The 22639-nt window shown below is 43.9% G+C and carries 22 protein-coding genes; 15 read left to right on the forward strand and 7 right to left on the reverse strand.

Annotated elements, in window-relative coordinates; genetic code table 11:
• Positions 1 to 10: 10 nt before the first annotated feature.
• The 4 genes from argB (at position 11) to AC13DA_RS14155 (ending at position 5498) form a co-directional block, all read left to right on the forward strand.
• Positions 11 to 910, forward strand: a complete 900-nt coding sequence (gene argB / locus AC13DA_RS14140; protein WP_284450514.1) for an acetylglutamate kinase — start codon at positions 11 to 13, stop codon at positions 908 to 910.
• Complete coding sequence (gene slmA, locus AC13DA_RS14145; protein WP_284450515.1) at positions 907 to 1524, forward strand: nucleoid occlusion factor SlmA; 618 nt, start codon at positions 907 to 909, stop codon at positions 1522 to 1524. The genes argB and slmA overlap by 4 nt, the downstream gene beginning before the upstream one ends.
• Positions 1521 to 1961, forward strand: a complete 441-nt coding sequence (locus AC13DA_RS14150; RefSeq protein WP_284450516.1) for a hypothetical protein — start codon at positions 1521 to 1523, stop codon at positions 1959 to 1961. Before slmA ends, AC13DA_RS14150 begins: the two co-directional genes overlap by 4 nt.
• Positions 1962 to 2174: 213 nt before the next feature.
• Positions 2175 to 5498: a retention module-containing protein gene (locus AC13DA_RS14155; RefSeq protein ID WP_284450517.1), complete on the forward strand. Its 3324-nt coding sequence runs from the start codon at positions 2175 to 2177 to the stop codon at positions 5496 to 5498.
• 67 nt (positions 5499 to 5565) lie between these two features.
• Here the strand turns inward: AC13DA_RS14155 and AC13DA_RS14160 are convergent, their stop codons facing one another.
• From AC13DA_RS14160 to AC13DA_RS14190, 7 genes are read right to left on the reverse strand one after another with little or no spacing between them, the layout of a single operon-like run.
• Positions 5566 to 5967, reverse strand: a complete 402-nt coding sequence (locus AC13DA_RS14160) for a type IV pilin protein (protein ID WP_284450518.1) — start codon at positions 5965 to 5967, stop codon at positions 5566 to 5568.
• Positions 5960 to 6253 (reverse strand): hypothetical protein, encoded by a 294-nt coding sequence (locus AC13DA_RS14165; RefSeq protein ID WP_284450519.1) that lies wholly within the window; start codon positions 6251 to 6253, stop codon positions 5960 to 5962. Before AC13DA_RS14165 ends, AC13DA_RS14160 begins: the two co-directional genes overlap by 8 nt.
• Positions 6254 to 6263: 10 nt before the next feature.
• Positions 6264 to 9905, reverse strand: coding sequence for a pilus assembly protein (locus tag AC13DA_RS14170; protein WP_482945990.1), 3642 nt, complete (start codon positions 9903 to 9905; stop codon positions 6264 to 6266).
• Between the two features lie 4 nt (positions 9906 to 9909).
• Positions 9910 to 10434, reverse strand: a complete 525-nt coding sequence (locus AC13DA_RS14175; RefSeq protein ID WP_284450584.1) for a pilus assembly PilX family protein — start codon at positions 10432 to 10434, stop codon at positions 9910 to 9912.
• A complete protein-coding gene (locus AC13DA_RS14180; protein WP_284450583.1) occupies positions 10431 to 11522 on the reverse strand; it encodes a PilW family protein in 1092 nt (363 codons plus the stop codon). Before AC13DA_RS14180 ends, AC13DA_RS14175 begins: the two co-directional genes overlap by 4 nt.
• Complete coding sequence (gene pilV / locus AC13DA_RS14185) at positions 11519 to 11980, reverse strand: type IV pilus modification protein PilV (RefSeq protein WP_284450582.1); 462 nt, start codon at positions 11978 to 11980, stop codon at positions 11519 to 11521. The genes AC13DA_RS14180 and pilV overlap by 4 nt, the downstream gene beginning before the upstream one ends.
• Positions 11977 to 12510, reverse strand: a complete 534-nt coding sequence (locus AC13DA_RS14190; protein WP_284450581.1) for a GspH/FimT family pseudopilin — start codon at positions 12508 to 12510, stop codon at positions 11977 to 11979. The genes pilV and AC13DA_RS14190 overlap by 4 nt, the downstream gene beginning before the upstream one ends.
• A 289-nt stretch (positions 12511 to 12799) precedes the next feature.
• Here AC13DA_RS14190 and flgB point away from each other — a divergent pair, with 289 nt between their 5' ends.
• The 11 genes from flgB to flgL all read left to right on the forward strand — a co-directional run bounded on the left by flgB (position 12800) and on the right by flgL (position 22611).
• Positions 12800 to 13204 (forward strand): flagellar basal body rod protein FlgB, encoded by a 405-nt coding sequence (gene flgB / locus AC13DA_RS14195; RefSeq protein WP_007144586.1) that lies wholly within the window; start codon positions 12800 to 12802, stop codon positions 13202 to 13204.
• A gap of 5 nt (positions 13205 to 13209) precedes the next feature.
• On the forward strand, positions 13210 to 13623 hold the full coding sequence (gene flgC / locus AC13DA_RS14200; protein ID WP_007144587.1) for a flagellar basal body rod protein FlgC: 414 nt from the start codon (positions 13210 to 13212) through the stop codon (positions 13621 to 13623).
• A 13-nt stretch (positions 13624 to 13636) separates the two neighbouring features.
• A complete protein-coding gene (locus tag AC13DA_RS14205; RefSeq protein ID WP_007144588.1) occupies positions 13637 to 14314 on the forward strand; it encodes a flagellar hook assembly protein FlgD in 678 nt (225 codons plus the stop codon).
• Between the two features lie 11 nt (positions 14315 to 14325).
• Positions 14326 to 15681, forward strand: a complete 1356-nt coding sequence (flgE, locus tag AC13DA_RS14210; RefSeq protein WP_007144589.1) for a flagellar hook protein FlgE — start codon at positions 14326 to 14328, stop codon at positions 15679 to 15681.
• Between the two features lie 52 nt (positions 15682 to 15733).
• A complete protein-coding gene (flgF, locus tag AC13DA_RS14215) occupies positions 15734 to 16477 on the forward strand; it encodes a flagellar basal-body rod protein FlgF (RefSeq protein ID WP_284450580.1) in 744 nt (247 codons plus the stop codon).
• Between the two features lie 47 nt (positions 16478 to 16524).
• A complete protein-coding gene (gene flgG / locus AC13DA_RS14220) occupies positions 16525 to 17310 on the forward strand; it encodes a flagellar basal-body rod protein FlgG (RefSeq protein ID WP_007144591.1) in 786 nt (261 codons plus the stop codon).
• A 133-nt stretch (positions 17311 to 17443) separates the two neighbouring features.
• On the forward strand, positions 17444 to 18151 hold the full coding sequence (locus tag AC13DA_RS14225) for a flagellar basal body L-ring protein FlgH (protein ID WP_284450579.1): 708 nt from the start codon (positions 17444 to 17446) through the stop codon (positions 18149 to 18151).
• Between the two features lie 12 nt (positions 18152 to 18163).
• Positions 18164 to 19255, forward strand: a complete 1092-nt coding sequence (locus AC13DA_RS14230; protein WP_007144593.1) for a flagellar basal body P-ring protein FlgI — start codon at positions 18164 to 18166, stop codon at positions 19253 to 19255.
• A 2-nt stretch (positions 19256 to 19257) separates the two neighbouring features.
• Entirely contained in the window at positions 19258 to 20232 is a 975-nt protein-coding gene (gene flgJ / locus AC13DA_RS14235; protein WP_284450578.1) for a flagellar assembly peptidoglycan hydrolase FlgJ, read from the forward strand.
• A gap of 27 nt (positions 20233 to 20259) precedes the next feature.
• A complete protein-coding gene (flgK, locus tag AC13DA_RS14240) occupies positions 20260 to 21696 on the forward strand; it encodes a flagellar hook-associated protein FlgK (protein WP_007144595.1) in 1437 nt (478 codons plus the stop codon).
• Positions 21697 to 21705: 9 nt separating this feature from the next.
• Positions 21706 to 22611, forward strand: coding sequence for a flagellar hook-associated protein FlgL (gene flgL / locus AC13DA_RS14245; RefSeq protein ID WP_007144596.1), 906 nt, complete (start codon positions 21706 to 21708; stop codon positions 22609 to 22611).
• The last annotated feature ends 28 nt before the right edge of the window (positions 22612 to 22639 follow it).

Consider the following 22639-nt stretch of genomic DNA (forward strand, 5'->3'; position numbering starts at 1 on the left):
GACGGATAGAATGAGTTTAAACACACAACGTGCTACCCATATTGCTCAGGTATTAACTGAAGCGCTGCCGTATATCCAGCGCTTTTCTGGCAAGACACTGGTCATCAAATATGGCGGTAATGCCATGGTGGACGAGGCATTAAAAAATAGTTTTGCCAGGGACGTGGTCTTACTCAAGGCAGTAGGAATCAATCCTGTTATTGTTCATGGTGGTGGTCCGCAAATAGGTGAATTACTGCAGCGTGTTGGTAAGCAGAGTGAATTTGTTAACGGCATGCGTGTCACAGATCGTGAAACCATGGATATTGTTGAAATGGTGTTAGGCGGTCAAGTTAACAAAAGTATCGTTAACTTGATTAATAATCATGGTGGCAGGGCCGTCGGGCTGACAGGTAAAGATGGCAGTTTAATTTTTGCTGAAAAACTACATGTTTCAAGTTCTTCTGATATTAAAGCATCGGAATTAATTGATTTGGGCCATGTTGGTAAAGTAGCCAGTATTGATACCAGCGTCATTGATATGCTGATTCATAGTGACTTTATTCCTGTTATTGCCCCAATTGGCGTAGGTAAAGATGGTGAGTCATACAATATAAACGCTGATTTAGTAGCGGGTAAAATTGCTGAGGTGCTCCAAGCAGAGAAATTGATTTTGTTAACAAACACCACTGGTTTACTCGATGCTGATGGTCAGTTGTTAACTGGTTTAAATGCTAAACAAGTCAATGACTTAATTGACGAGGGTGTTATATACGGTGGTATGCTGCCAAAAATTGGTTGTGCTCTAGATGCTGTTCAGTCGGGTGTGACAACTGCACATATTATCGATGGACGTGTTCAACACGCAGTATTGCTTGAAATGTTTACTGACGAGGGCGTGGGTACCTTGATTCGTGGAGGTGGTCGATGACTGAAGCAGTACCAACCAGTAGAGCTGAAACCAAACGTTCACGTCGTCAGGATATTCTAGAAGCACTTGCTTCTGAGTTAGAACAGAGACCGGGAGAACGGATTACAACCGCCAAACTTGCTGCAAGCTTAGGAGTATCAGAAGCTGCTTTGTACAGGCATTTTCCGAGCAAAGCGAGAATGTTTGAAGGTTTAATTGGTTTTGCTGAAGAAACAGTTTTTGGTCTGATTCAACGAATTTTACAAGATGAGCAAAATGCGTTGAATCGGATTGAAAAAATTATGACGCTTATGCTTGGCTTTTCTACAAAAAATCCAGGAATTACTAGTGTTCTAATGGGAACGGCTTTAACTGGTGAGACAGAACGTTTAAGACAACGCGTGAGTCAATTTTTTGACCGTCTGGAAATGCAATTCAGACAGATCTTGAGAGAGCGTGAGCTGACTTTGACACAGGCCGGAGGTCGACCTGTCAATGAAACTGCGAATTTACTACTCGCTGTTGTTGAGGGGCAAATGCAACAATACGTCAGAAGTAGCTACAGACAATCTCCTCTGATTGGCTGGGAACAAAAGTGGCAGTTATTAACAAAAATGCTTGAGGTTTATGCATGATAAATGTTTGTCTGGTCGGTTCTGATATAAAGAAGGAACTTGCTCTATTGCAGAGCCAGCATAACATTACGACAAATGCAATTTACGAAACTTCGTTTGAAGCATTACTGGATGCTATTGAAAAATTGAGTCCAGATGTATTAGTGATCTCCGATCAAACTAACCAGCTTTCAGCCGATGAGTTATGTTTTTACGTCAGTTTAAGGCTATCGAAAACAAAGACCATCATCATTACTGACAAACCTGCCACATACGAACAATTAAAGCTATCAGGCTTTACATGCCGAGGCTTTGTTGCATTCGAACAAAGACACGCAATTGTCAGAGCAGTAAGAGTCGTTCATGATGGGGAAGCCTGGATTCCGAGGAAATTAGTGACAGATGTGCTTGATAAACTGGCCAAAGAAGAAAAGCGACATAACCGCATTAATAACTAATTCTTTAATTCTCCCTCCATCATGGTACTAAATTTGCTTAGTTGAGGAACTTGCTAACGAAATGAGTATCACAAAAATGTGAACTCATTCACATTTACTGATGTGTTAGTACCAAAGTACAGTAGATCAAATGAGGCTCTCACGGCAATATTACGCCATGATGAATAAGTTACGCGTTCTGGTCTTCCCAGTTCAGCGATTAGGGGAATAAATATGGCTACAGAAATTGGTGTTGTAAAAGCGCTTATCGGCGCTGTAACAGTCACCTCCACGGATGGCTCTGTGAGAACATTACAAGTGGGTGATGTGGTTTATGCCAATGATTTAATTTCAACAGGTGCCGAAGGTGCTATTGAGATTGAATTTGCTGATGGCAGCGTAATGGATCTGGGTCGCAGTTCTCAAGCACTTTTAGATGCTGAAGTATTTGATCCAACAAATACGGATGTCGAGGATAATCAACAAGCCGTTACTGACGATGTTGATGCCATACAGCAAGCGATTTTAGAAGGTCAAGATCCTACTCAAGTAGGTCAGGAGACTGCTGCTGGTGCAGGTACTGCTAATGGCAACGAAGGCCATGATGCGGTGTTTATTGATTATCTAAATCCTGAACAAATTCCTGAAGCAGGTTTCGACACTATTGGCGTTAGTAATACTTTCGACTTCCCTGAGGCTGATTTACTTTTTGTTGATAATGGTGATCCTGAACAATCGGATATACCTCCCGTTACGCCTCCTTCTGGCGATATTGTTATTGAAGCCCCATCTAGCTTGGTTTCTGAAGGTGGTCTGCCTGAAGGACAGTCTGGTGGTTCTGCATCATCAACCCAAACTATCAGCCTGGATTTGGGCGGAAGTGATTTAAGCAGTATTTCGCTATCGACATCCGGAAATACGACAACCTTGTTAACCCTGGACGGTCAAGCCATTGACACTGCATGGGATAGTTCTACCGGCACATTGATTGGCTACATAAGTGGCACAGACTCAACTGATGCAAGTAACCAGATTTTTACAGTCACACTAAGTGACATCTCGAATAATCAAGCTTCATATACAGTAGAGCTTCTTAAACCTATTCGTGATGTTGATGGGGTTGCTGAAAATATTAATATTAATGTCAATGTCAGCAATAATGCTGGCGAGTCATCTTCTGCAAGTTTTGATGTAACCGTTCAAGATGATAATCCTGTTGCTAATCCTGCTCAGGAATCCATATCTGTCGGTCAGGCGGTTAATACAAACCTTCTTTTAGTTCTTGACGTCTCAAACAGTATGAATGAGACCACTGATTTTCAGGGGATGACAAAACTGGAAGTCATGATCAAGTCTAGCCTGAACTTAATTGAACAGTACGAAGCGTTGGGCGATGTCATGGTCAACTTAGTGACATTTAACAATGGTGCTGAGAATGCAACAAATATTTGGGTCGACACAGCTACCGCGAAAGACATCATCAACTCGCTCTCTGCGAGTGGAGAAACCAACTATGACGCTGCCTTAGCGGAAGCCGTTGATGCCTTCAATGACCCAGGTAAGATAGATGGTGCACAGAACATTGCCTATTTTATGTCTGATGGTGCGCCTAATGAAAGTAATCAAACAGATGCTGATGGGAATTATATCGGTGTTGGTATTGACAGCAGTGAACAACAGGCGTGGGAACAGTTTCTAGCTGACAATGATGTGACATCTTATGCTTTAGGAATGGGCGCTGATGCTGTAGCTAATGAGCTTGCGCCCATTGCTTATGATGGTGTTAAAGAAGCAGATGTTCCCGTCATTACCGTCACCGATTTTTCTCAACTTGCAGATGCATTATTGAAGACTGTGACCGGCAACAGTGTCTCGGGCGACCTACTTGACGGTGGTTTTCCCTCAAGTGCCGGAGCTGATGGTGGTTGGATTAGTCAGATCTCTATTGATGGTGTTGACTATACATTCGATCAGATAACCAATACAGCTTCAGCTGGCAGTTCTGCAGCAAGCTTTGATACAACAACTCATGTCTGGACAATTACTACCGCTAATGGCAGTGTCTTAACGGTAGATATGGACAGTGGTGAATATACATACAATGTTGGTGATTCTGCCAGTGGTAGCTTCTCAGAAGAGATCACCTATACCGTTACTGATGGCGATGGTGATACTGCCAGCAATACATTCACAGTCGATGTCGATGTTGATCTATCAACATTGGTGGTGAGTGATGATTTAGTCATTACTAATCAGGACTCTGTTGATATCCCTGACTGGGCTTTATTTGCCAATGACAGTGGTGCCGATGGTGAAACGTATACCCTGACAGACGCGACATCGACTACAGATACTGCCTCTGTGAATGGCAACAGTGTTACTTTCAATGATACAGACAGTAATGGCGGTAGCTTTAGTTATCAGAACCAAGCTGGTGGTCAGACAGACTCTGCGAATGTTTCTGTTACACACGTCAATGGCAGTATCCTTGAAGGTTCATTTAGGGATGAAATTCTGATCGGTGGCAATGATGTTGATTTTATTTCTGGCGGCGCTGGAAATGATGTACTGATTGGTGGAATAGGTGGTAGCTATGACGCTGGCTCAAGAACAGTGACAGCTACTGTTGAGTCAGGAGCCACTGGTACGGGTAATAATCAATTTTCATTTGCTTTAACTGCGTCAGCAATTGCAGCTGCTGCCGGATTATATGTAACTGAAATTCGTATCTCGCTTGCTGACTACAATGCTATTTTTGATCAGGTTGGTCAGGATAGTTATAAATTTACTTTAGGTGATGGTTCGACTATCTCTAGCGATGATATTCAGATGGTTACCGATGGTGACACTAATGAATTAGTGATCCAGTTTAAGCCTGGTACTTTTACCCATGAAGATACTCTGACTTTTGGTATTGATACTGATGGTCGAGGCATGACCACTGGCGATGATTTTGGCAGACAGGAAGTACCTTTTACCGTCTCTTTTAATGATGGCACAAGCCTAGATGGTACATATGAGCCTGATACGACTAATGGTGGTAGCTCAGGTACAGTTCAAGACAATCCCACGGTTACGGAAACATTAGATGGCGGAGCTGGTGATGACATCCTCGTTGGTGGTGACGGTGAGCATATTCTCCTCGGTGGTGAAGGTAACGATACGCTAGTTGGCGGTGGTGGCAATGACATCTTAACCGGTGGTGAGGGTGCTGATTTATTTGTTTGGCACAATGGTGATCAAGGAACTGCAGCTACACCTGCTAATGATATTGTGACTGACTTCAATGGAACTGAAGGTGATAGCTTAGATCTTTCTGATATTCTTCAGGGAGAAGAGAGCAATGATATCACCGACTATATTTCTGTCGCTGAACAAGGTAATGACGTTGTGCTTTCTCTAACACCAGATGGTGATGGCGGTGATATGACGCAGACAATCACCTTACAAAATACCAGTATTGATCAACTGGTAGGCAGTGATGCGTCAGGTATGTCTAACGCAGACATTATCAACTCTTTGATTACTAGCGGTCAGATTCAAGTAGATCAAAGTTAAGTCAGGATTTGAGAAGAATAAAAAAGCAGACATTAGTCGGCTTTTTTATTTGCATACTGAATAACAGTTACCAACAACCGACAGGACCAGTAGCACCTGTTTGAGTAATTGTTAGAGGTGTGCAGTTAGCATCATTAGCTTGAGATCCCTGAGCCGTTGCAACTAAGGTATAAGCTGTCGCTGTTGGAGCAGGGTTAGCTGCAATAATGTAATACGCTGTTCCCGTCTTAGGCGATTGATTAAAAGGTAGAGTGTTATCAGCACCTGCATAAGTGAAGTTTTCTGTGTAATAGCGCTCCATATAACTCGCCAATTCCATTAAGTCAGCTTGAGCATTAGCTCGTCGAGTTTGCCTGACTTGCTCTTGATAGGATGGATAGGCAATGGCAGCCAAAATACCGAGAATGACAACAACAATCATCAATTCGATGAGTGTAAAACCATTTTCTCTATATATTGTTTTATTCATTTAATAACCATATTTCAGTGATATAGGGGGGCTCGCCATCAGCACCACGACTCGTGTTAAAACCTATAGCTGTGTCTTCATTCACAATAGGGCCTTTTTCACCTTGTGGCGCAAGACCATGCACAACCGTATTATGGTCGATAAGATACTCTTGATTAGAAATCACTAATCTATCTGAGGATAGCGATGAGTCCGTTACTGTTCCACTCTGACTAAAAGTCTGTGCAAATACTGACATTGGTATTAATAACACAGAGAGGATGGTTAAATAATTTTTTTTAAACATACATATGTCCTCAATCAGTCAGTTGTATCCAAGATCGTCTTCCTATTGCATCCTGACTCGCAGATTCTTCTTCTAAAATAAGTTCGCCTGTCTCGGCATCGCTCATAAACTTCACTTCGGTAGAACCAGAACCTGGAACTCGTCTACTGATTTTGGGGGGAGAAATAATGCTATCATAGCCTTTACCTGCGACAACTGGCACCTCAGTATCTGGCTCACCGTCACCATCAGTATCTATATAGAGATCATTTGCATCAATAACGCCATCACCATTGATATCCAGTGGCTGATAGTTCAAAGGTAGTCCTGTGTAATAGTCTAATTCCATTAACCAACTACTACCACCAAAGTCACATGCATCTTCTGAGGGAACCAGTGACGTAAAGATCACTTTTTCGTCTCTGATAATGGCTTCAGAAACTTGTCTTTCACCACTATTTTCACCGGAAGAGGCACTCACTAAGTCAACATACCAGCCTCGGTCATCACTGGTAGCCGTACCCCAGTTGATAATTTTATCTGATTCTGAGGCTGATATTGTTCGATAGTTAGTGCCTAAAATCGTAAATTCAGCCATTGTTCTCTTATTAAGTTGGTCTCGAGAAAAAGCATAACGTGTATAGGATGATGTATCGGCATCATATACTCTCGGATCCCAAATTGCGTAAAAACTTTGTGTAACCTGGTCAATAGGGGTATTGTCGCCAACTTCAAAATATTTACCGGTACCAAATAAAAGTAAATAGCCATTTTTCTCGTTGTGTAACTCTACTTTCAGTGGGGTTGTAATTGGTTGAATGTTGTCTTTATTACAGGTTGTTCCGAAGCAGGCCGAATATAAAGGCAGTGGTTTATTGGTATCAGCATCTCTGTAAGTAAAGTCCCAGTCATTCTTATCATTACTTCCTATTTCAACGCTCCATACATTACCAAACATATCACCTGCATAAATAAGATCGGTGGTTCCATCCTGGTTTGTATCTATAGCCGTTGGTGTGGCGATACCATTAGGTCGAAATTGTTGAGTTGGATCCTCATTCTTGCCCGTTTGCGTATCAAACTTCCGAATTAGGTTACCCGTTTCTAAATCTACGATATAGATATAACCATTTCCATCTTCACTATCATGGCTAGCGTTATTTGCACTGCCATCAGCGTCATTATCAAAAATATTGTTGTAGCCGCCACTAAATAAGGCCGCCCATTTACCGTTATTCAAACGAACAATATTTGCCTGTCCCATGGTGTATCCCATATCGGGATCATTTTTATCGGTAAACTCCCACAAAACATTGTTTGCCGCTTCTGTTTCGTTTGAAAACGTCGAAGGGTCGGTGATATCTAATGCAAAATAGCCTTGACCTCCAGCTCCAAGCCCTGAAACAAGTACAGTATGCCAACGGCCATCAAAAAAGGCATCGACAACTGTTGGACTGGCATCAACGTAATATTTGTGTGAGTAGCTGGGGGATGATAATTCTTTCAAGTTGTCATAGACACTATTGGGCACATAGGCAAACTTTTCAACTCCAGAATCAGCATCAAACGCATGCAACATCCCATCATTCGCCCCTACATAAATCATAGCGGTTCGGTTCAGATAGGTGCTTACAAACTCAGAATATAGGACAGAATCTTCTGGCTCATCATCTTCTGATCTATTGCCCCATTGATCGTAATAATCTGATCTAGGAGGACCAAGTAACACTGGAGAGGAATTAATAATATCGCCAAGTAATTTAGTTCGTGTTCTATAGATACCCTCAGATTTACTCTGTTCTTTCGATTGGTTACCACGAAGATAATTCAATACATCTTCGCTGCCTAATAATAATTTTTGACTAGAATTCAATGCATTCCAGTCAAATGCATATCCATTATTACCATCAGAGGTAAATATCACTCGTTGATTAGCACTTGGAATTTTATTAGCAGCATCCCACAGTTCTGAAGGCAATAATTGTCCATCGTCGTCGAAGCCAAAGGCTAGTAATCGCCCCGTCCAATCTCCACTGTTAAAACGGGCTTGATAGACTTTACTATCACTAGTTATGGCACCAGAGTTAACGGCAACCGCTGCGGACGACGAAGTTCTAGATGTGATATTTTGTAAAATGCCAGCAAGTGATTCGGCAAACTCATCAGGATCAGCAGCACTGAAAAAATTACCATGACTATTGACTGCAGCATGCCATAAATCATCTATTTTTGCTGGGTTTGAACTTCCCGGGTCAGGCCATGATTTGGTCGGAGGGGTGGCTGAAAGCGCGTCTAAATCATTCTCTGGATCGAGTGAGCCTTTGACCCCGAGCCCCACGGTGAATGTGACCATGTGTTGCCAAAATGCTGGATCTTCCGTGTTGGTTGGTACTTCATTTTCTAAGTCTGTCCGAAGATCCCGTTTCCAGTAGTGCATGGCTGTATCAGCCAGTGTATTTGACCATGAGTCAGAGAAAGGGGGAGATGCAATGTACGTATAATCGTCATCATTGGGACCACTGATGGTGGTGCCGTTGCTATTATCGACATTTCCAAGTCCTGGGCTTCCACCATTCCAGTAGCCATCTGTAGTGAGAATATGATAGCTCTGACGACAAGTCAGGTGAGCAGAGGAGTCATCAGTACCTGGGGTTGCTCCCCATGGTCCTCTGTTGTCGGTTCTTTCGAAGTATTGGCCTACGCTGTCTGCAGCAGACCTGAGTGGTGTACCGTTATTATTGATTACATGATCGTAGAGGTTATCGAAAAATGCTGTCCTATTCGTACCACTAAATTTTCTAACACCTTTGATGAGGGCTCTGTTACTGCTTACACCATCGATAGTGCGGCTACCCTCGTTTATTGCAGCAAAACCGACACGTGAATTTTCAGATTGGGTGGCAAATGCACGGCCTACGCCAGCTCGAGCTGTCAAAATTCTTGAACGATAATATTGAAACCAATTAGCAAAGTTTTGTATTTCTTCATCACGAGTTCGAGTCGTACCGTTTGGACTAGTGAAGGTTGTACTGGCAGAAGTGGCGTCGGTAATTCTGACTCTTGTGTAGCGGGAGCGATCCAACCGTAGAGCCTCTGAGTCTGAAGCACTTCCATTATATTTATAGTATGTGATGGGCCAAAAACTATGGTTACCATTGCATGGATCGCCATAAGCACTACCAAGGCTACTGCCATGTTTGAACCAGCATGCATATTGTGTTTGTTGGTTTTTTAAGTTGATGCTTCCACGAGAAGGATCGGCCGGATTATATAGCGCTGCTGATGGATTGGCATTTCCCATACTGGAGCCATCAGCCTTGCTCCAAGGAACGTAAGTCACATCAGGATTGTAGAACACAGCATTATTGGCGGATGAGCGTGAGAAGAAGTTGTGTACGTTGTCATCATCAAAATTTGCAATTTGGTTGCTGTATGTCGCGCCGCCGTACAAATTAGATGGTCTCGGAAACAGGTAGTTTCCATAATGTACGTTCTCATCAGGCATGACTTCCCACTGCATGGAGCCTGAATCATCGAGTGTAAACATGATATTCGGAGCAACCACACCACCGAGATAAAGTGGCACATTACTGATGTTGAGATTAGCTGCTGAAGATGTCAGCGAGTAAATACTTAATAATACGAGCGCTGTGAAAGAGGATAATTTATTCATATTTTTACCTCATACGAACGACAGACTGTAAAAGGACCACGGATTGCACTGAGCCACCCACACCGCGGGCAGTAACGCGGTAGAACTTAGCGCCACCTTGTTGCTGGTCACGAGGCTTATTACCGTTACTATTTCCGGGTTTTATAATTTCTTCAATGACATAACGTGGTGGGTTGACAGCACCTTGTGGTTGGGTGGCGGCTGTGCCATTTGCAGCCCACCAGGCGGCATTACGTTGAAGCCACCAAGGGGTCGCATCTGTGCCGACAGGATCCATAGATTGCTTGGTCCAACACCCGGGGGCACCAGTATCGGAACAAATTGGCAGATTAACCCAGTTTAAGACGGTACCTTCACCGGCTCGTAATGCCACTTCAGCTGCTTTAAACGCTATATCTCTGTCAATTTGATTAGCTGCCATTTTTTCTTCCATGATGCCTGTACGCATGGCGAAGATACCTATCATGGTGAGTAATAACAGCATAATAAGACTGACAATCAAGGCCGCACCTGACTGCTGGGTTTTCATAATATACGGTTCCTGAGCGTTATCGTTTTGGTAAAGACTTGCCTTAACCTGCCGTCATTCGGGGTGATGACATTGCCCTCAAGGGTATAAGCGGCGTTCCCTAATGCCACATTATCATTTTGTTGAGGGTCGATATTGATCATGACTAAGGAGATGCGAACACTAATCACCTGCTCCCACTCAGCCACTGCATTTGCTTTGACATATTGGTCTACACTACCGTTATTACTGGTATCGACACCATACTCCACCTGCATCTGTTCGACACCTTCAATAAGTACATCGGGAGCTTTTCCCAGCACCATCTGATAAAGAGAAGGGTAATTGCTGGGGCCATTTCGAATAAAAAAAGTATGTGTAGTGATGGTATTTAACCAGCCCTGACTTAGGCCAGATAGTCCCAAGTCAACTCTACTATTTCCAGGAGTACCGATACCTGTTTCATGTTGAAGATTGCCGTCTACAGAGGGATCGTTGGTCACCTGAAAAATAACGCTTTTTTCGCAGTCAGAAGCAATCACGATATTGGCACAGTCACCGGGCTTCGCCTCTGTCGCCGGATCACATTTATCCAGAGGATTATCCTGTGGAATTTTAACTGGAGCAGAGGGACCTACACTGCTATCGAAATGACTCACTTCAATAAAGACATTGCTCACTGTACGTAAGGTAAATACATCACTACCTGCTATCGCTTGATTGATTCCAGCAGGTAATGCGGGAGACCAGCCACCGTTATTATCGGCTTCGTGGCCTAAGACTGGGGCACCCTTCATGTCCCAGAAATAATTATTTGCCGTGTTCAGATTATTGACTACAGTTCTTCCTGTACCCCCTGAATTTCTACCTGTAACCCCTCTATCCCCTGTAGGAATTGAATTGCAACCAACGTAACCGGCTCGGTCTAAAAGCGATGAAATGTGATGAATTGCATAGCGTCCATCTTCTTGCATGCGCGCTTTCATATCTTGTACACGATAGGTTTGACGCGTACTAACGAATAACTCTATTACCCCAGCAATCAGTAAAAGGCCTATGACGAGTGCCACCATCAATTCGACGAGAGAAAACCCTTTTTCTTTATTCATATTGCACTTTCCAGAATCATTGTCGAGGTCGCATAGTCACCATAATTAGTATTGTCATCACCAATTTGAATATCTGACCACCTCACCGTAATCGTACAAATGAAGGGCTGGTTCACAAGAAAGTTGCCGCACACAATTTGTCCCTCACCAGCAGGAAGATAGGCTGCTAAAGCCGCTCGCCATTCTCGAACATCCGTATCAGAAACACTATTGCCAGCTGGCGTGGCCCCATTAAAAAGGATGTCATAATTTTTAGCATAGGCTGCCGTGGTATTGGCTTTCATGCGTTCTAGTATGCTGCCAGCAAGAATATTGGCCTGGGTTTTGAGGCCTGCGGTTGAGTTAGCCTTCAGGGTGGTGACTTGTAAATGTGCCATACCAAGTAAACCTATAGCTAAGACAAATACTGCCACCATGACTTCTAGTAAGGTAAAGCCTGTTTGTTGACGTCTCATCATGGGCAAACATTCCCGATAGAAATTCTGCTACTACCAGACTGGTTCACGGTAATAATTCTTTCATTGCTGCCTGTCGAGCAAAAAGTGATATTGCCATTTGGAAAACCTAATGTGGAGAGAATTTCACCTGTCGGCATAAACCGAAATCCACTGCCTGTATTCCCAGCAGCGACTGACGTAACGTTGTCCAAGGCATTTTGTTGGGAAAGAAAGCAGTCTTGATTCTCTGCACAAACGGCCCCAACATCTCCAAGCGACTCATCAGCATCCCAGTCAGTAAATACATTCCAGCCACTACTCCAGTCACCATTCGTAATTGGTAGCATGGTGACTTGAATGCCTCTTCTGATGGCTTCGCTGCGTGCCAGTTGCATGGTGCCCATAAAATCATTTGCTGTGGTGATAAGACGGTGGTCTCGAATCATTTGAGAAAAACTCGGGGCAGCAATAGCTAATATGATGGCGGCGACCGCGAGAGTTACCATCAATTCAACTAGAGTAAATCCTTGATTAAATTTGTCTTTTACCACTTTATTCAGCCCTCTCCATGGGATCGGTTTTAGCCTTATTTATTTTCTCAGTCAAGTTTCAATCAATAGACTTTGTGGGGCTTGTCTCATATTTGAAAAAAAACTGTGAATATCAGTCATATCGTCGTTTTTAGTGTAACAACAAGGCGGCAATAGGGGGAAATCTTTGCCGCTAATTTCGACCACTACATTGCCGAACTCATGGTGACTTATCGGCAATTCATACAGTTAGTTTAGTTGGCACGTTAAATGCTGAATGACAATTGTAAATGAGGATGGAGGCGTATAAATGCCGATTAATTTTGATAGTGCAATTGGAATTCATGCTGATGCATTACGCGTGCGTTCACAGCGTGCTGAGCTACTTGCCACCAATATGGCCAATGCCGATACGCCTAATTATAAAGCCCAAGATATTGATTTTAGGGAAGCTTTGAATAATGCGATGACGGGGTCAGCGCCTGGTCAATTAAACACGACTAATCAAAAACACTATTCCACAAACCCGGAATCTAATGGTTTGATGGGACCGATTCAATACCGGGTAGCAACACAGGATTCTTTAGATGGCAATAGTGTCGATGAAGAAGTGGAGCAGGCACAATTTATGCAGAATGCTGTTCAGTATCAGGCCAGCCTGCAATTTTTGGGTGGTAAGTTCAACTCGCTGACACGGGCACTGAAAGGAGAATAGGCACTATGTCGTTATTTAATATTTTTGATATTGCCGGAAGCGGTATGAGTGCTCAGTCTCTACGTCTGAATACAACGGCAAGTAATCTCGCCAACGTCGATAGTGTCAGCAGTAGCATTAATCAGACGTATAAAGCCAGACAACCTGTGTTTGCAACCGTGTTGGATAATGCTCAAGAAGGTTATAAGCAGGGCGCTGTTCAAGTTCAGGGCATTGTCGAAAGTCAGGCTCCTGTCAGGCAGGAATATAACCCGAGCCACCCAATGGCAAATGAAGATGGCTATATTTTCCACTCAAATGTGGATCCGATTACCGAAATGGCAAATATGATGTCCGCGTCACGTTCCTATCAAAACAACGTTGAAATCGCGAATACCTCAAAACAATTGCTGTTAAGAACATTACAGTTAGGGCAATAAGGAGGGGTGAGAGATGGCTGTGAGCGGAATTAACGATAACAACCCGTATGCATTCTTGAACTCGACTAGTTCAACAGAAGAAAAAAATAAAGATGCTGGCACACTGGGGATGGAAGATTTTATGTCCCTGATGACAACGCAGTTAAAGTATCAGGACCCGATGAATCCCATGGAAAATGGTGATTTTCTTGGGCAAATAGCGTCTTTTGCTCAGGTAACAGGCTTATCTGACTTGCAGGATTCTTTTTCTACTTTTGCCAATTCGATGCAATCTAATCAGGCATTGCAGGGATCATCATTAGTTGGGCGAACAGTGCTAATCCCCTCATCAATAGGTAACTTAACAGCAACAGATGGTTTATCCGGTCGGATAAATGTTGCCGATCCTGTTACAGATTTGAAAGTGAAAATTTATGACGAGGCGGGTGTTGTAGTACGTACTATCGACATGGGCTCAGCCTCAGGTTATACCGATTTCACTTGGGATGGCTTTGATGATAATGGTGAAGCTATGCCGGAAGGTGTTTATCAATTTAAAGCCTCGGGTACGGTTGATGGCTCCAATACAGCTTTTGCTACCGGTGTTTTAGCTCAGGTGTCGAGCGTATCAATCAGTTCGACCGATGGATTGATAGTGAATCTGGCCGGAATTGGTTCGGCGTCATTTAGTGAAGTTGTTGAAATTCTTTAGGAGAATATCTTATGTCATTTAGCACAGCTTTAAGTGGTTTGAATGCGGCAACAGCCGATCTAAACGTCAAATCAAACAATATTGCTAACGTCAACACGACCGGCTTTAAGATGTCTCGTGCAGAGTTTGGTGACGTTTTTGCCGTTTCAGCCTTTGGATCAACCAATCAAACAGCCATTGGTAGTGGTGCTGTATTACAAAATGTGGCTCAGCAGTTTAACCAAGGCAATCTTGAGTTCACGGACAATTCGTTAGATTTGGCGATAAGTGGACAAGGCTTTTTTGCCTTAGCTCCCGAACTCGACAGTGGTGAGGTTATTTACACTCGGGCAGGTGAGTTCGGTGTTGATAAAGATGGATATATTGTCTCAAATGAAGGTTGGTATCTAAGAACTTTCCCTGTGGATGAGCAAGGTAACATTTCAGCAACCAGTATGAATGCGACATCGCCTATTCAATTACCGGCATCTGTTGGTGCACCTGAAGCGACTACAGAGTTGAAAATCGCCACCAATTTACCCTCTACATCTGATGGGATTATTGATAGTGGTACTGGGGGGATTTTAGCCATCGACCCAACCGACGATACAACCTACAGCTATACAACCTCAGCAACAATTTATGATTCACTCGGTAATGAACATATCGTGACTACCTATTACCAGCATATCGATGAGGCGGCATTAGATGGCGGTGTCCCTGTGGGTGATAACCAATGGCAAATGGCTGTTTACGTTGATGGTGGTGAAGTCAAAGGTGGTACGGATGGGGTTCCCTATGCTCTAGAAACGGATGCCCGTATTAGTTTTAATGCTGATGGCACATTGAATCAGGTTGATGCTGATCCAAGTACTGCAGGTATTGATCCCATTGCTCTCACCTTCACTGATGGTGGGGCGACTGAGTGGATGAGTGGTGCCGAAACGCAAACAATTACATTATCGCTTAACGGCTCAACCCAGAACTCTGGCAGTTTTAATGTGGGGGCTCTCACTGTTAATGGTTTCCCAACTGGTCGTCTGACTGGGGTGGATGTGAGTGAAGAAGGCTTAATCAGAGCTAACTATAGTAATGGTCAAGCGATCCCTATCGGGAAAATTGCTATGGGTAACTTTGCTAATCCTCAGGCGCTGAACAAAATTGGTAGTACTGCCTGGAAAGAAACCACAGATTCTGGCCCGGTCATTGCAGGAGAAGCTGCAACAGGTAGTTTTGGTCAAATTCAGGCGGGTGCATTAGAAACATCCAATGTTGATTTGACGGCTGAGCTGGTGGGACTGATTACTGCACAACGTAACTTCCAGGCTAACTCTAAAGCGATCGAGACAAATAACGCCATTACTCAGACCATTATCAACCTGCGATAACGTTTTTCTTTAAAAGTGCGCTGTCTCTGACAGCGCATTGAGGGCAGAAATAATGGACCGTAGCTTATATATCGCCATGAACGGGGCTCAACAGACTATGTTGGCCCAAGCAGCTAACGCCAATAATTTGGCAAATGTGAATACCACTGGTTTTCGGGCGGACTTTGAACAGTTTAGAAGTATGCCGGTATTTGGCGAAGGTTTACCTAGCCGTGTTTATTCAATGCTGGAGCGACCACAAACCGATTACCAAACAGGGTCTATTCAATCTACTGGACGTGATCTGGATATTTCTGTTCAAGGTGAAGGCTTTATTGCTGTTCAGGGTAAAGATGGTCGTGAGGGTTACACGCGTGCTGGTGATCTTCATGTGACGGAAGCGGGACAATTGGTTACAGGTACCGGTCTTGCCGTGATGGGTGAGGGGGGGCCGATAGCTATTCCCCCAGCCCAAACAATTGATATCGGCAGTGATGGAACGATTTCTATCCGTCCTATAGGCGAAGCGGCAAATGCACTTGCCGTATTAGACCGGATTAAATTAGTCAAACCAGATTTGCAACAAGTGTTTAAGGATTCAGATGGCCTTATGCGGATGCAGGATGGTTCTGAAGCACCTTTAGATGCGACGGTCACAGTTGCCTCCGGTACTTTAGAGGGCAGTAATGTCAATGCGGTAGGTGCTCTGGTTAATATGATCGAGTTGCAGCGACAGTATGAAATGCAAGTCAAAATGATGGATACAACACAAGAAAACAGTGCAGCATCGGCACGTTTAATGCAGATAAGTACTTAAGCAATTAGCGTTAACACGACGATTGCATAAGACTTCAGGAGACGATTATGAATCAGGCTTTGTGGATTGCCAAAACTGGCCTAGATGCCCAGCAAACACGTATGTCAGTTATTTCCAATAATCTGGCTAACGTTAATACAACCGGGTTTAAACAAGACCGAGCGGTGTTTGAAGATTTGTTATATCAAACAATAAGACAGCCAGGGGCACAATCTTCAACAAGTACACAACTGCCATCAGGCTTGATGATTGGTACAGGTGTCAGAACGGTTGCGACGGAAAAATTACATACTCAAGGTAATATTATCCAAACTGAACAAGCATTGGACATTGCCATTAATGGCCGAGGCTTTTTTCAGATTTTAATGCCAGATGGAACGCTGTCTTATACACGTGATGGTACGTTTCAACTTAACTCTGATGGTCAGGTTGTGATGTCGAATGGTAACCCCTTAGAGCCAGCTATTACGATTCCAGCAGATGCACAAAGTATTACGGTAGGGTCTGATGGTACGGTAAGTGTGACTCAGCCTGGTACGGCGACACCAACGATTGTCGGCAATATTGAGTTAGCCGACTTTGTGAATCCGACGGGTTTGCAACCAATAGGTGAAAATTTGTTTCAGGAAACCGGAGCAAGTGGCACCCCCATTACCGGTACACCTGGGTTGGATGGGTTTGGTCAGACCGTTGGCGGAGCGCTGGAAACATCGAATGTTAATGTAGTAACAGAGCTGATCAATATGATTGAAACTCAGCGTGCGTATGAAATGAATTCAAAAGCCATTTCTACATCTGATCAAATGCTGCAGTACGCCAGTCAGAACCTTTAGTCATAGCTTCGGGCTACTTGTTGTCCCCCACCAAGTAGCCCTTTTCTTTTTCACCTTCTTGGTTTTTCATTTTTTTTGGCATGAACTCTGCTTCACTTTCTAGGTGAAGTACGTATTTTTTCGGAGTGTCAAAATGAAGACAATTGCCCCATTTTTAGTGTTTATTGCTGTGGCAATGTTAACCGGCTGCTACAACAATGAGGTTAAACGAGACCCTGCATTTGCTGCGGTACGTCCAGCTCCGATTGAGCCGCAAGATAATTATGACGGTGCCATTTTTGACGCACGCAATAATATTTCCCTGTTTGAAGATTATCGTGCGAGACGCGTAGGCGATATTTTGACGGTGAAGTTGGAAGAACAGACTGACGCTGAAAAAGAGACGGAAACAACAGTGGATAAGTCGAATAATAATTCCATTGATAATCCAACCTTGTTTGGAACAACACCACAATTTAATCTCCCCGGCCAACTACCGTTAGCTAATACAAAGGATAACAACTTAGCTTTCGGCTTGAATTCAAACAGTGCGTTTAAAGGTGCTGGCGATAGTGATCAGAATAATAAATTGACCGGCAATATTAGTGTGTCGGTGGTTGAAGTATTACCCAATGGCAACATGGTCATTCGAGGTGAGCGAGTGATTACCATAAATCAAGGTAATGAATACATACGTTTGTCAGGGATGATTAGTCCAAGAGATATCGAGGCAGATAATTCTATTTCGTCTATTCGCATTGCCGATGCTCAGATTTCTTATGTGGGGGATGGCCCGACTAATGATGCCAATGTGATGGGCTGGTTAAGTCGATTCTTTGTTAGCGCATTGATGCCTTTTTAAAGGGTAAAAGTTATGAAGTTCAGAGTATTTATTGCATTCGCATTATTAGTGAGTTCAGGCCTTGCCTGCGCCGAACGGGTTAAAGATCTGGCCTCCATTGCTGGCGTGCGTAGTAACCAATTAATTGGTTATGGATTGGTGGTGGGTCTCAATGGCACGGGCGATAAGACAAAGTTCACCGGACAAAGCCTAAGAAACATGTTAGTGGAAATGGGGATTAATATCCCACCGGGCACTGACCCTAAAAGTAAAAACGTGGCGGCCGTGTCTGTACATGCCGATTTACCGCCGTTTGTTAAGCCCGGTCAAACCATTGATATTACTGTTTCCTCATTGGGTGATGCCAAGAGTCTTCGCGGTGGCAGTTTATTAATGACGCCATTAAAAGGGGCTGATGGACAAATTTATGCCATGGCACAAGGCAATTTAATTGTCGGCGGTTTTGGCGCTGATGCTGCTGATGGTTCAAGGTTAACGGTCAATATTCCCAGTGCCGGGCGGGTACCGAATGGGGCAACAGTTGAGCGAGCCGTCAGAAATGCATTGAATGTTGGGGATTCTATTATTCTTAATCTACACAGTCCCGATTTCACTACGGCCAGTCGATTAAGTGATGCCATTAACCATACATTAGGCAAAAATACGGCGTTTTCGATGGATGCGTCTTCGGTCAAAGTGAACGCGCCGCGGGATCCTAATCAGCGTGTTCCATTTATGTCCTTAATCGAGAATTTAGAGTTGAATCCAGGTGAAGCGCCCGCCAGAGTTGTGGTCAACTCACGTAGTGGCACGATTGTAATTGGGCAGCATGTGCGGGTGAGCCCTGCTGCAGTGACGCATGGTAATTTATCGGTCACTATCTCGGCTAACCCAGAAGTCAGTCAGCCAGAACCTTTTTCGCAAGGACAGACGGTTGTAACGCCTAACTATAATATTAATATTACGGAAGAAAATAGCCGGATGTTTGTCTTTAATCCTGGGGTATCGCTCGATGAAATTGTACGTGCGGTTAATCAGGTTGGTGCGGCGCCTGGTGATTTAGTGGCTATCCTCGAAGCATTGAAACAGGCCGGCGCACTTAAGGCTGACTTAGTGGTTATTTAGCGATGGCTTATGAGTCTAATATTGCCCGGTCAGCAGTTGACTTTCACGGCCTGAACCAACTACGCGAACAAGCGGTAAAAGAGGTGGATAGTCAGCAAACGTTGAAGCAGGTTGCCGGTCAGTTTGAGTCACTATTTATCAATATGATGCTGAAGTCGATGCGTCAGGCAAGTCTAGGTGACGGGGTATTTGACTCATCCCAAAGCAAAATGTATCAGGATATGGCTGACCAACAACTGGCTTCTGATTTATCTATGCGTGGTGGGCTCGGACTACAGGAAGCAATTATCCAACAGTTGGGGAGTTATCAGCTCCAGTCAGCTCAGCCAGCCAAAACGGGCCAGAGCTATAGTTACGACACAGTAACGATAAGACCTGCTCTTGCTAAAAAAGTAAACGAGCTGATGTTAAAGCAGATACGTGATATTCACGCTGAAAACATCGACACAGATTCGACAACAGAATTGAAAGATATTGGTGCCGTGGTCTTTGACACACCTCAAGATTTTGTAAAAACACTCTGGCCTTATGCACAACAGGCTGCAGATAAAATTGGTGTTGCACCTGAGGTAATTTTATCTCAAGCGGCTTTAGAAACAGGCTGGGGCAAGTATGTTCTCAAAGATAAGGCTGGAGAAACAAGTTTCAATCTGTTCAATATCAAGGCTGGTAAAAGTTGGACTGGTGATAGTGTCAGTAAAGTGGCACTCGAATATCGTGATGGTAAGGCTTATAACGAAGCGTCTCAGTTCCGCTCTTATGAGTCATATCAGGATAGTTTCAATGACTATATTGAGTTTCTGCAAACTCAGCCTCGCTACCGTGATGCATTAAAACACACGGGTAATGCTGATGCCTTTGTTGAACAATTGCAAAAAGCCGGCTTTGCAACCGACCCTAATTATTCCGACAAAATTAAACGTATTATGAATAGTGACATTCTGGCACGAATTTCGCTGGAGTCAGACCATGCATAATCACGCTGACGAGTTAAGGAGCATGCCATGAGTCTACTAGGGATTGGGACATCGGCATTATTAACGGCCCAAGGTAATTTATCGACGACCAGTCATAACATTAGTAATGTTAATACTGAGGGCTACACACGCCAGCGTGCTGACCAAGCGACACGTACACCTGATTATAAAGGGGATATCTATTTTGGTACGGGTGTTCAGATAACGTCCGTCGAACGTGTATATGACACTTTTCTCGCGAGTCAGGTCAGAACTTATACAGCGCAGGAAGCCGCCCAGAGAAGCTATCTAAGTTATTCTCAACAGGTGGATGATCTGCTCGGCTCAGAAGACTTGGGCTTGAGTACAGGTATCAGTCAATTCTTCAATGCGGTGAATGAGGTAGCAAACGATCCGACATCGATCGCTGCCAGACAATTAATGCTGACTCGTGGTGAGTTGCTAGCAAATCGTTTTAATACCATGGATTCGCAGCTGACTCAGCTGGATGAGCAAGTGGATTACGATATTACTGTTGCTGTAGATGACATCAATAATTTATCGAAAAGTATTGCCGAGCTAAATGCTGCGATCACTGCTGCTAGTGGTGCTGGTGGTACGCCAAACGATCTGATGGATAAGCGTGACAAACTGATTACGGATCTTTCAGAGATCGTCTCAGTGAACGTGATCGAACAGTCGAATGGTACAACAAATATTTTGATTGGTAATGGGCAAGCCTTAGTCGCTGGTACGAAAAGTATGACTCTGACTACGGTGACCGATACCTCAACGACCCCACCAAGATTAGGCATTGGCTATGGCGATAGCAGTACTAATATCACTAGTCAATTATCAGGTGGCACCTTAGGTGGGGCTTTGGAGTTTCGTGACACGATTATCGATGATGTCAGAGCTGAACTTGATGTGTTGGCTCAAGCGGTGGTGGAAGGTTTTAATGCTGTCCATAACAATACAACCAATATTGCCAATGGTGGGCAGGGATCGGTTGATTTAGATGGTAATGATGGCGGAGACTTCTTTGACCCGGCAAATATTACCGCCGCCACTATTTCAGTGGCAATAAGCGATCCTCGTGCCATTGCCGCCTCATCAAAGTTTGATGCGGCAACAGGCACCGTGAATATTTCTGGCTCAGGTAATAATGAAAACGCATTAGCTTTGGCTAACTTAGAGACAGATAAAACATTAGTAACTATCGCACCTGGGGTGACTCGTTCGCTATCAGAAGGGTATGCCGTGTTGGTTTCAGATGTGGCCACACGTACACAGCAAGCGGAAGCCAGTCAGGAAACACAACTTGCGTTGTTACAACAAACAGAACAGCGTTTTGATGCGGTTGGTGGGGTTAATCTGGATGAAGAAGCTGCACAGCTCATCAAGTTTCAGCAAGCCTATCAGGCTGCTTCTCAGATTATTATCGTGTCCAACACGATTTTTGATTCGCTGATTAATGCTGTTTAGGAGATTATCATGAGAATTTCGACATCCTATATTCAACAGCAAAGTGTGGACACCATGCTTGCCCAGCAGAAACAGCTGGCCGATACGCAGTTACAAGTCTCCACCGGCCAGCGAATTCTAAGGCCTTCTGATGACCCGGTAGCCGCGGTAAAGTCACTCAATTATGAGCGTGAAGTCAGCATTAATGAGCAGTATCAGGCGAATGCAGATGTGGCGAACAATAAGCTCAATGCGGCTGAAAATGCCTTAACCAGTGCGACGGATATTGTTCAACGGATTCGCGAACTCGCAGTTCAGGCGCTGAACGATACCAATGATGCTAATGCCAGAACAGGTATTGCGGAAGAAATTGATGAGTTGAATAAATCGTTGGTCAGTCTGGCGAACACGACCGATGCTAACGGCGAGTTTTTATTTTCTGGTTATCAATCTTTCACACAAGCATTCGATACCACAACATTTGCCTATGGTGGCGATAGCGGTCAACGCAGTATGCGTGTAGGAAGTGATTACTCAGTCGAAGCAACTTTTCCCGGAGATGAGCTATTTGTTATCACTAACGCTGATAGTTCAACACAAGCCATTTTTCAGACGATCGATGAATTTTCAACCGCGCTAAAAGCTAATACTATCGGTACAGCACCTAATAATGGTGAATTCTTAGATAATATGTCGACAGCCATTGATTCATTAACTACAGCAAGAACCGCTGTTGGCGCTCGAATCAATTCTATTGACCAGCAACGCAGCATTAATGAAGACAGTCTGACCAGCCTTGAAACCAGTCTGACTAAATTAAAAGACTTGGATTATGCGGAAGCCATTTCACGTTTAAACTCGCAAACGACCGGCTTACAAGCGGCTCAACAAGCCTATGTCAAAGTGCAAGGACTGTCCCTGTTTAACTTTTTATGAAACACTGACATAACACTAACTATTGTCA

The organism is Methylophaga sp. F-2, from assembly GCF_056859315.1.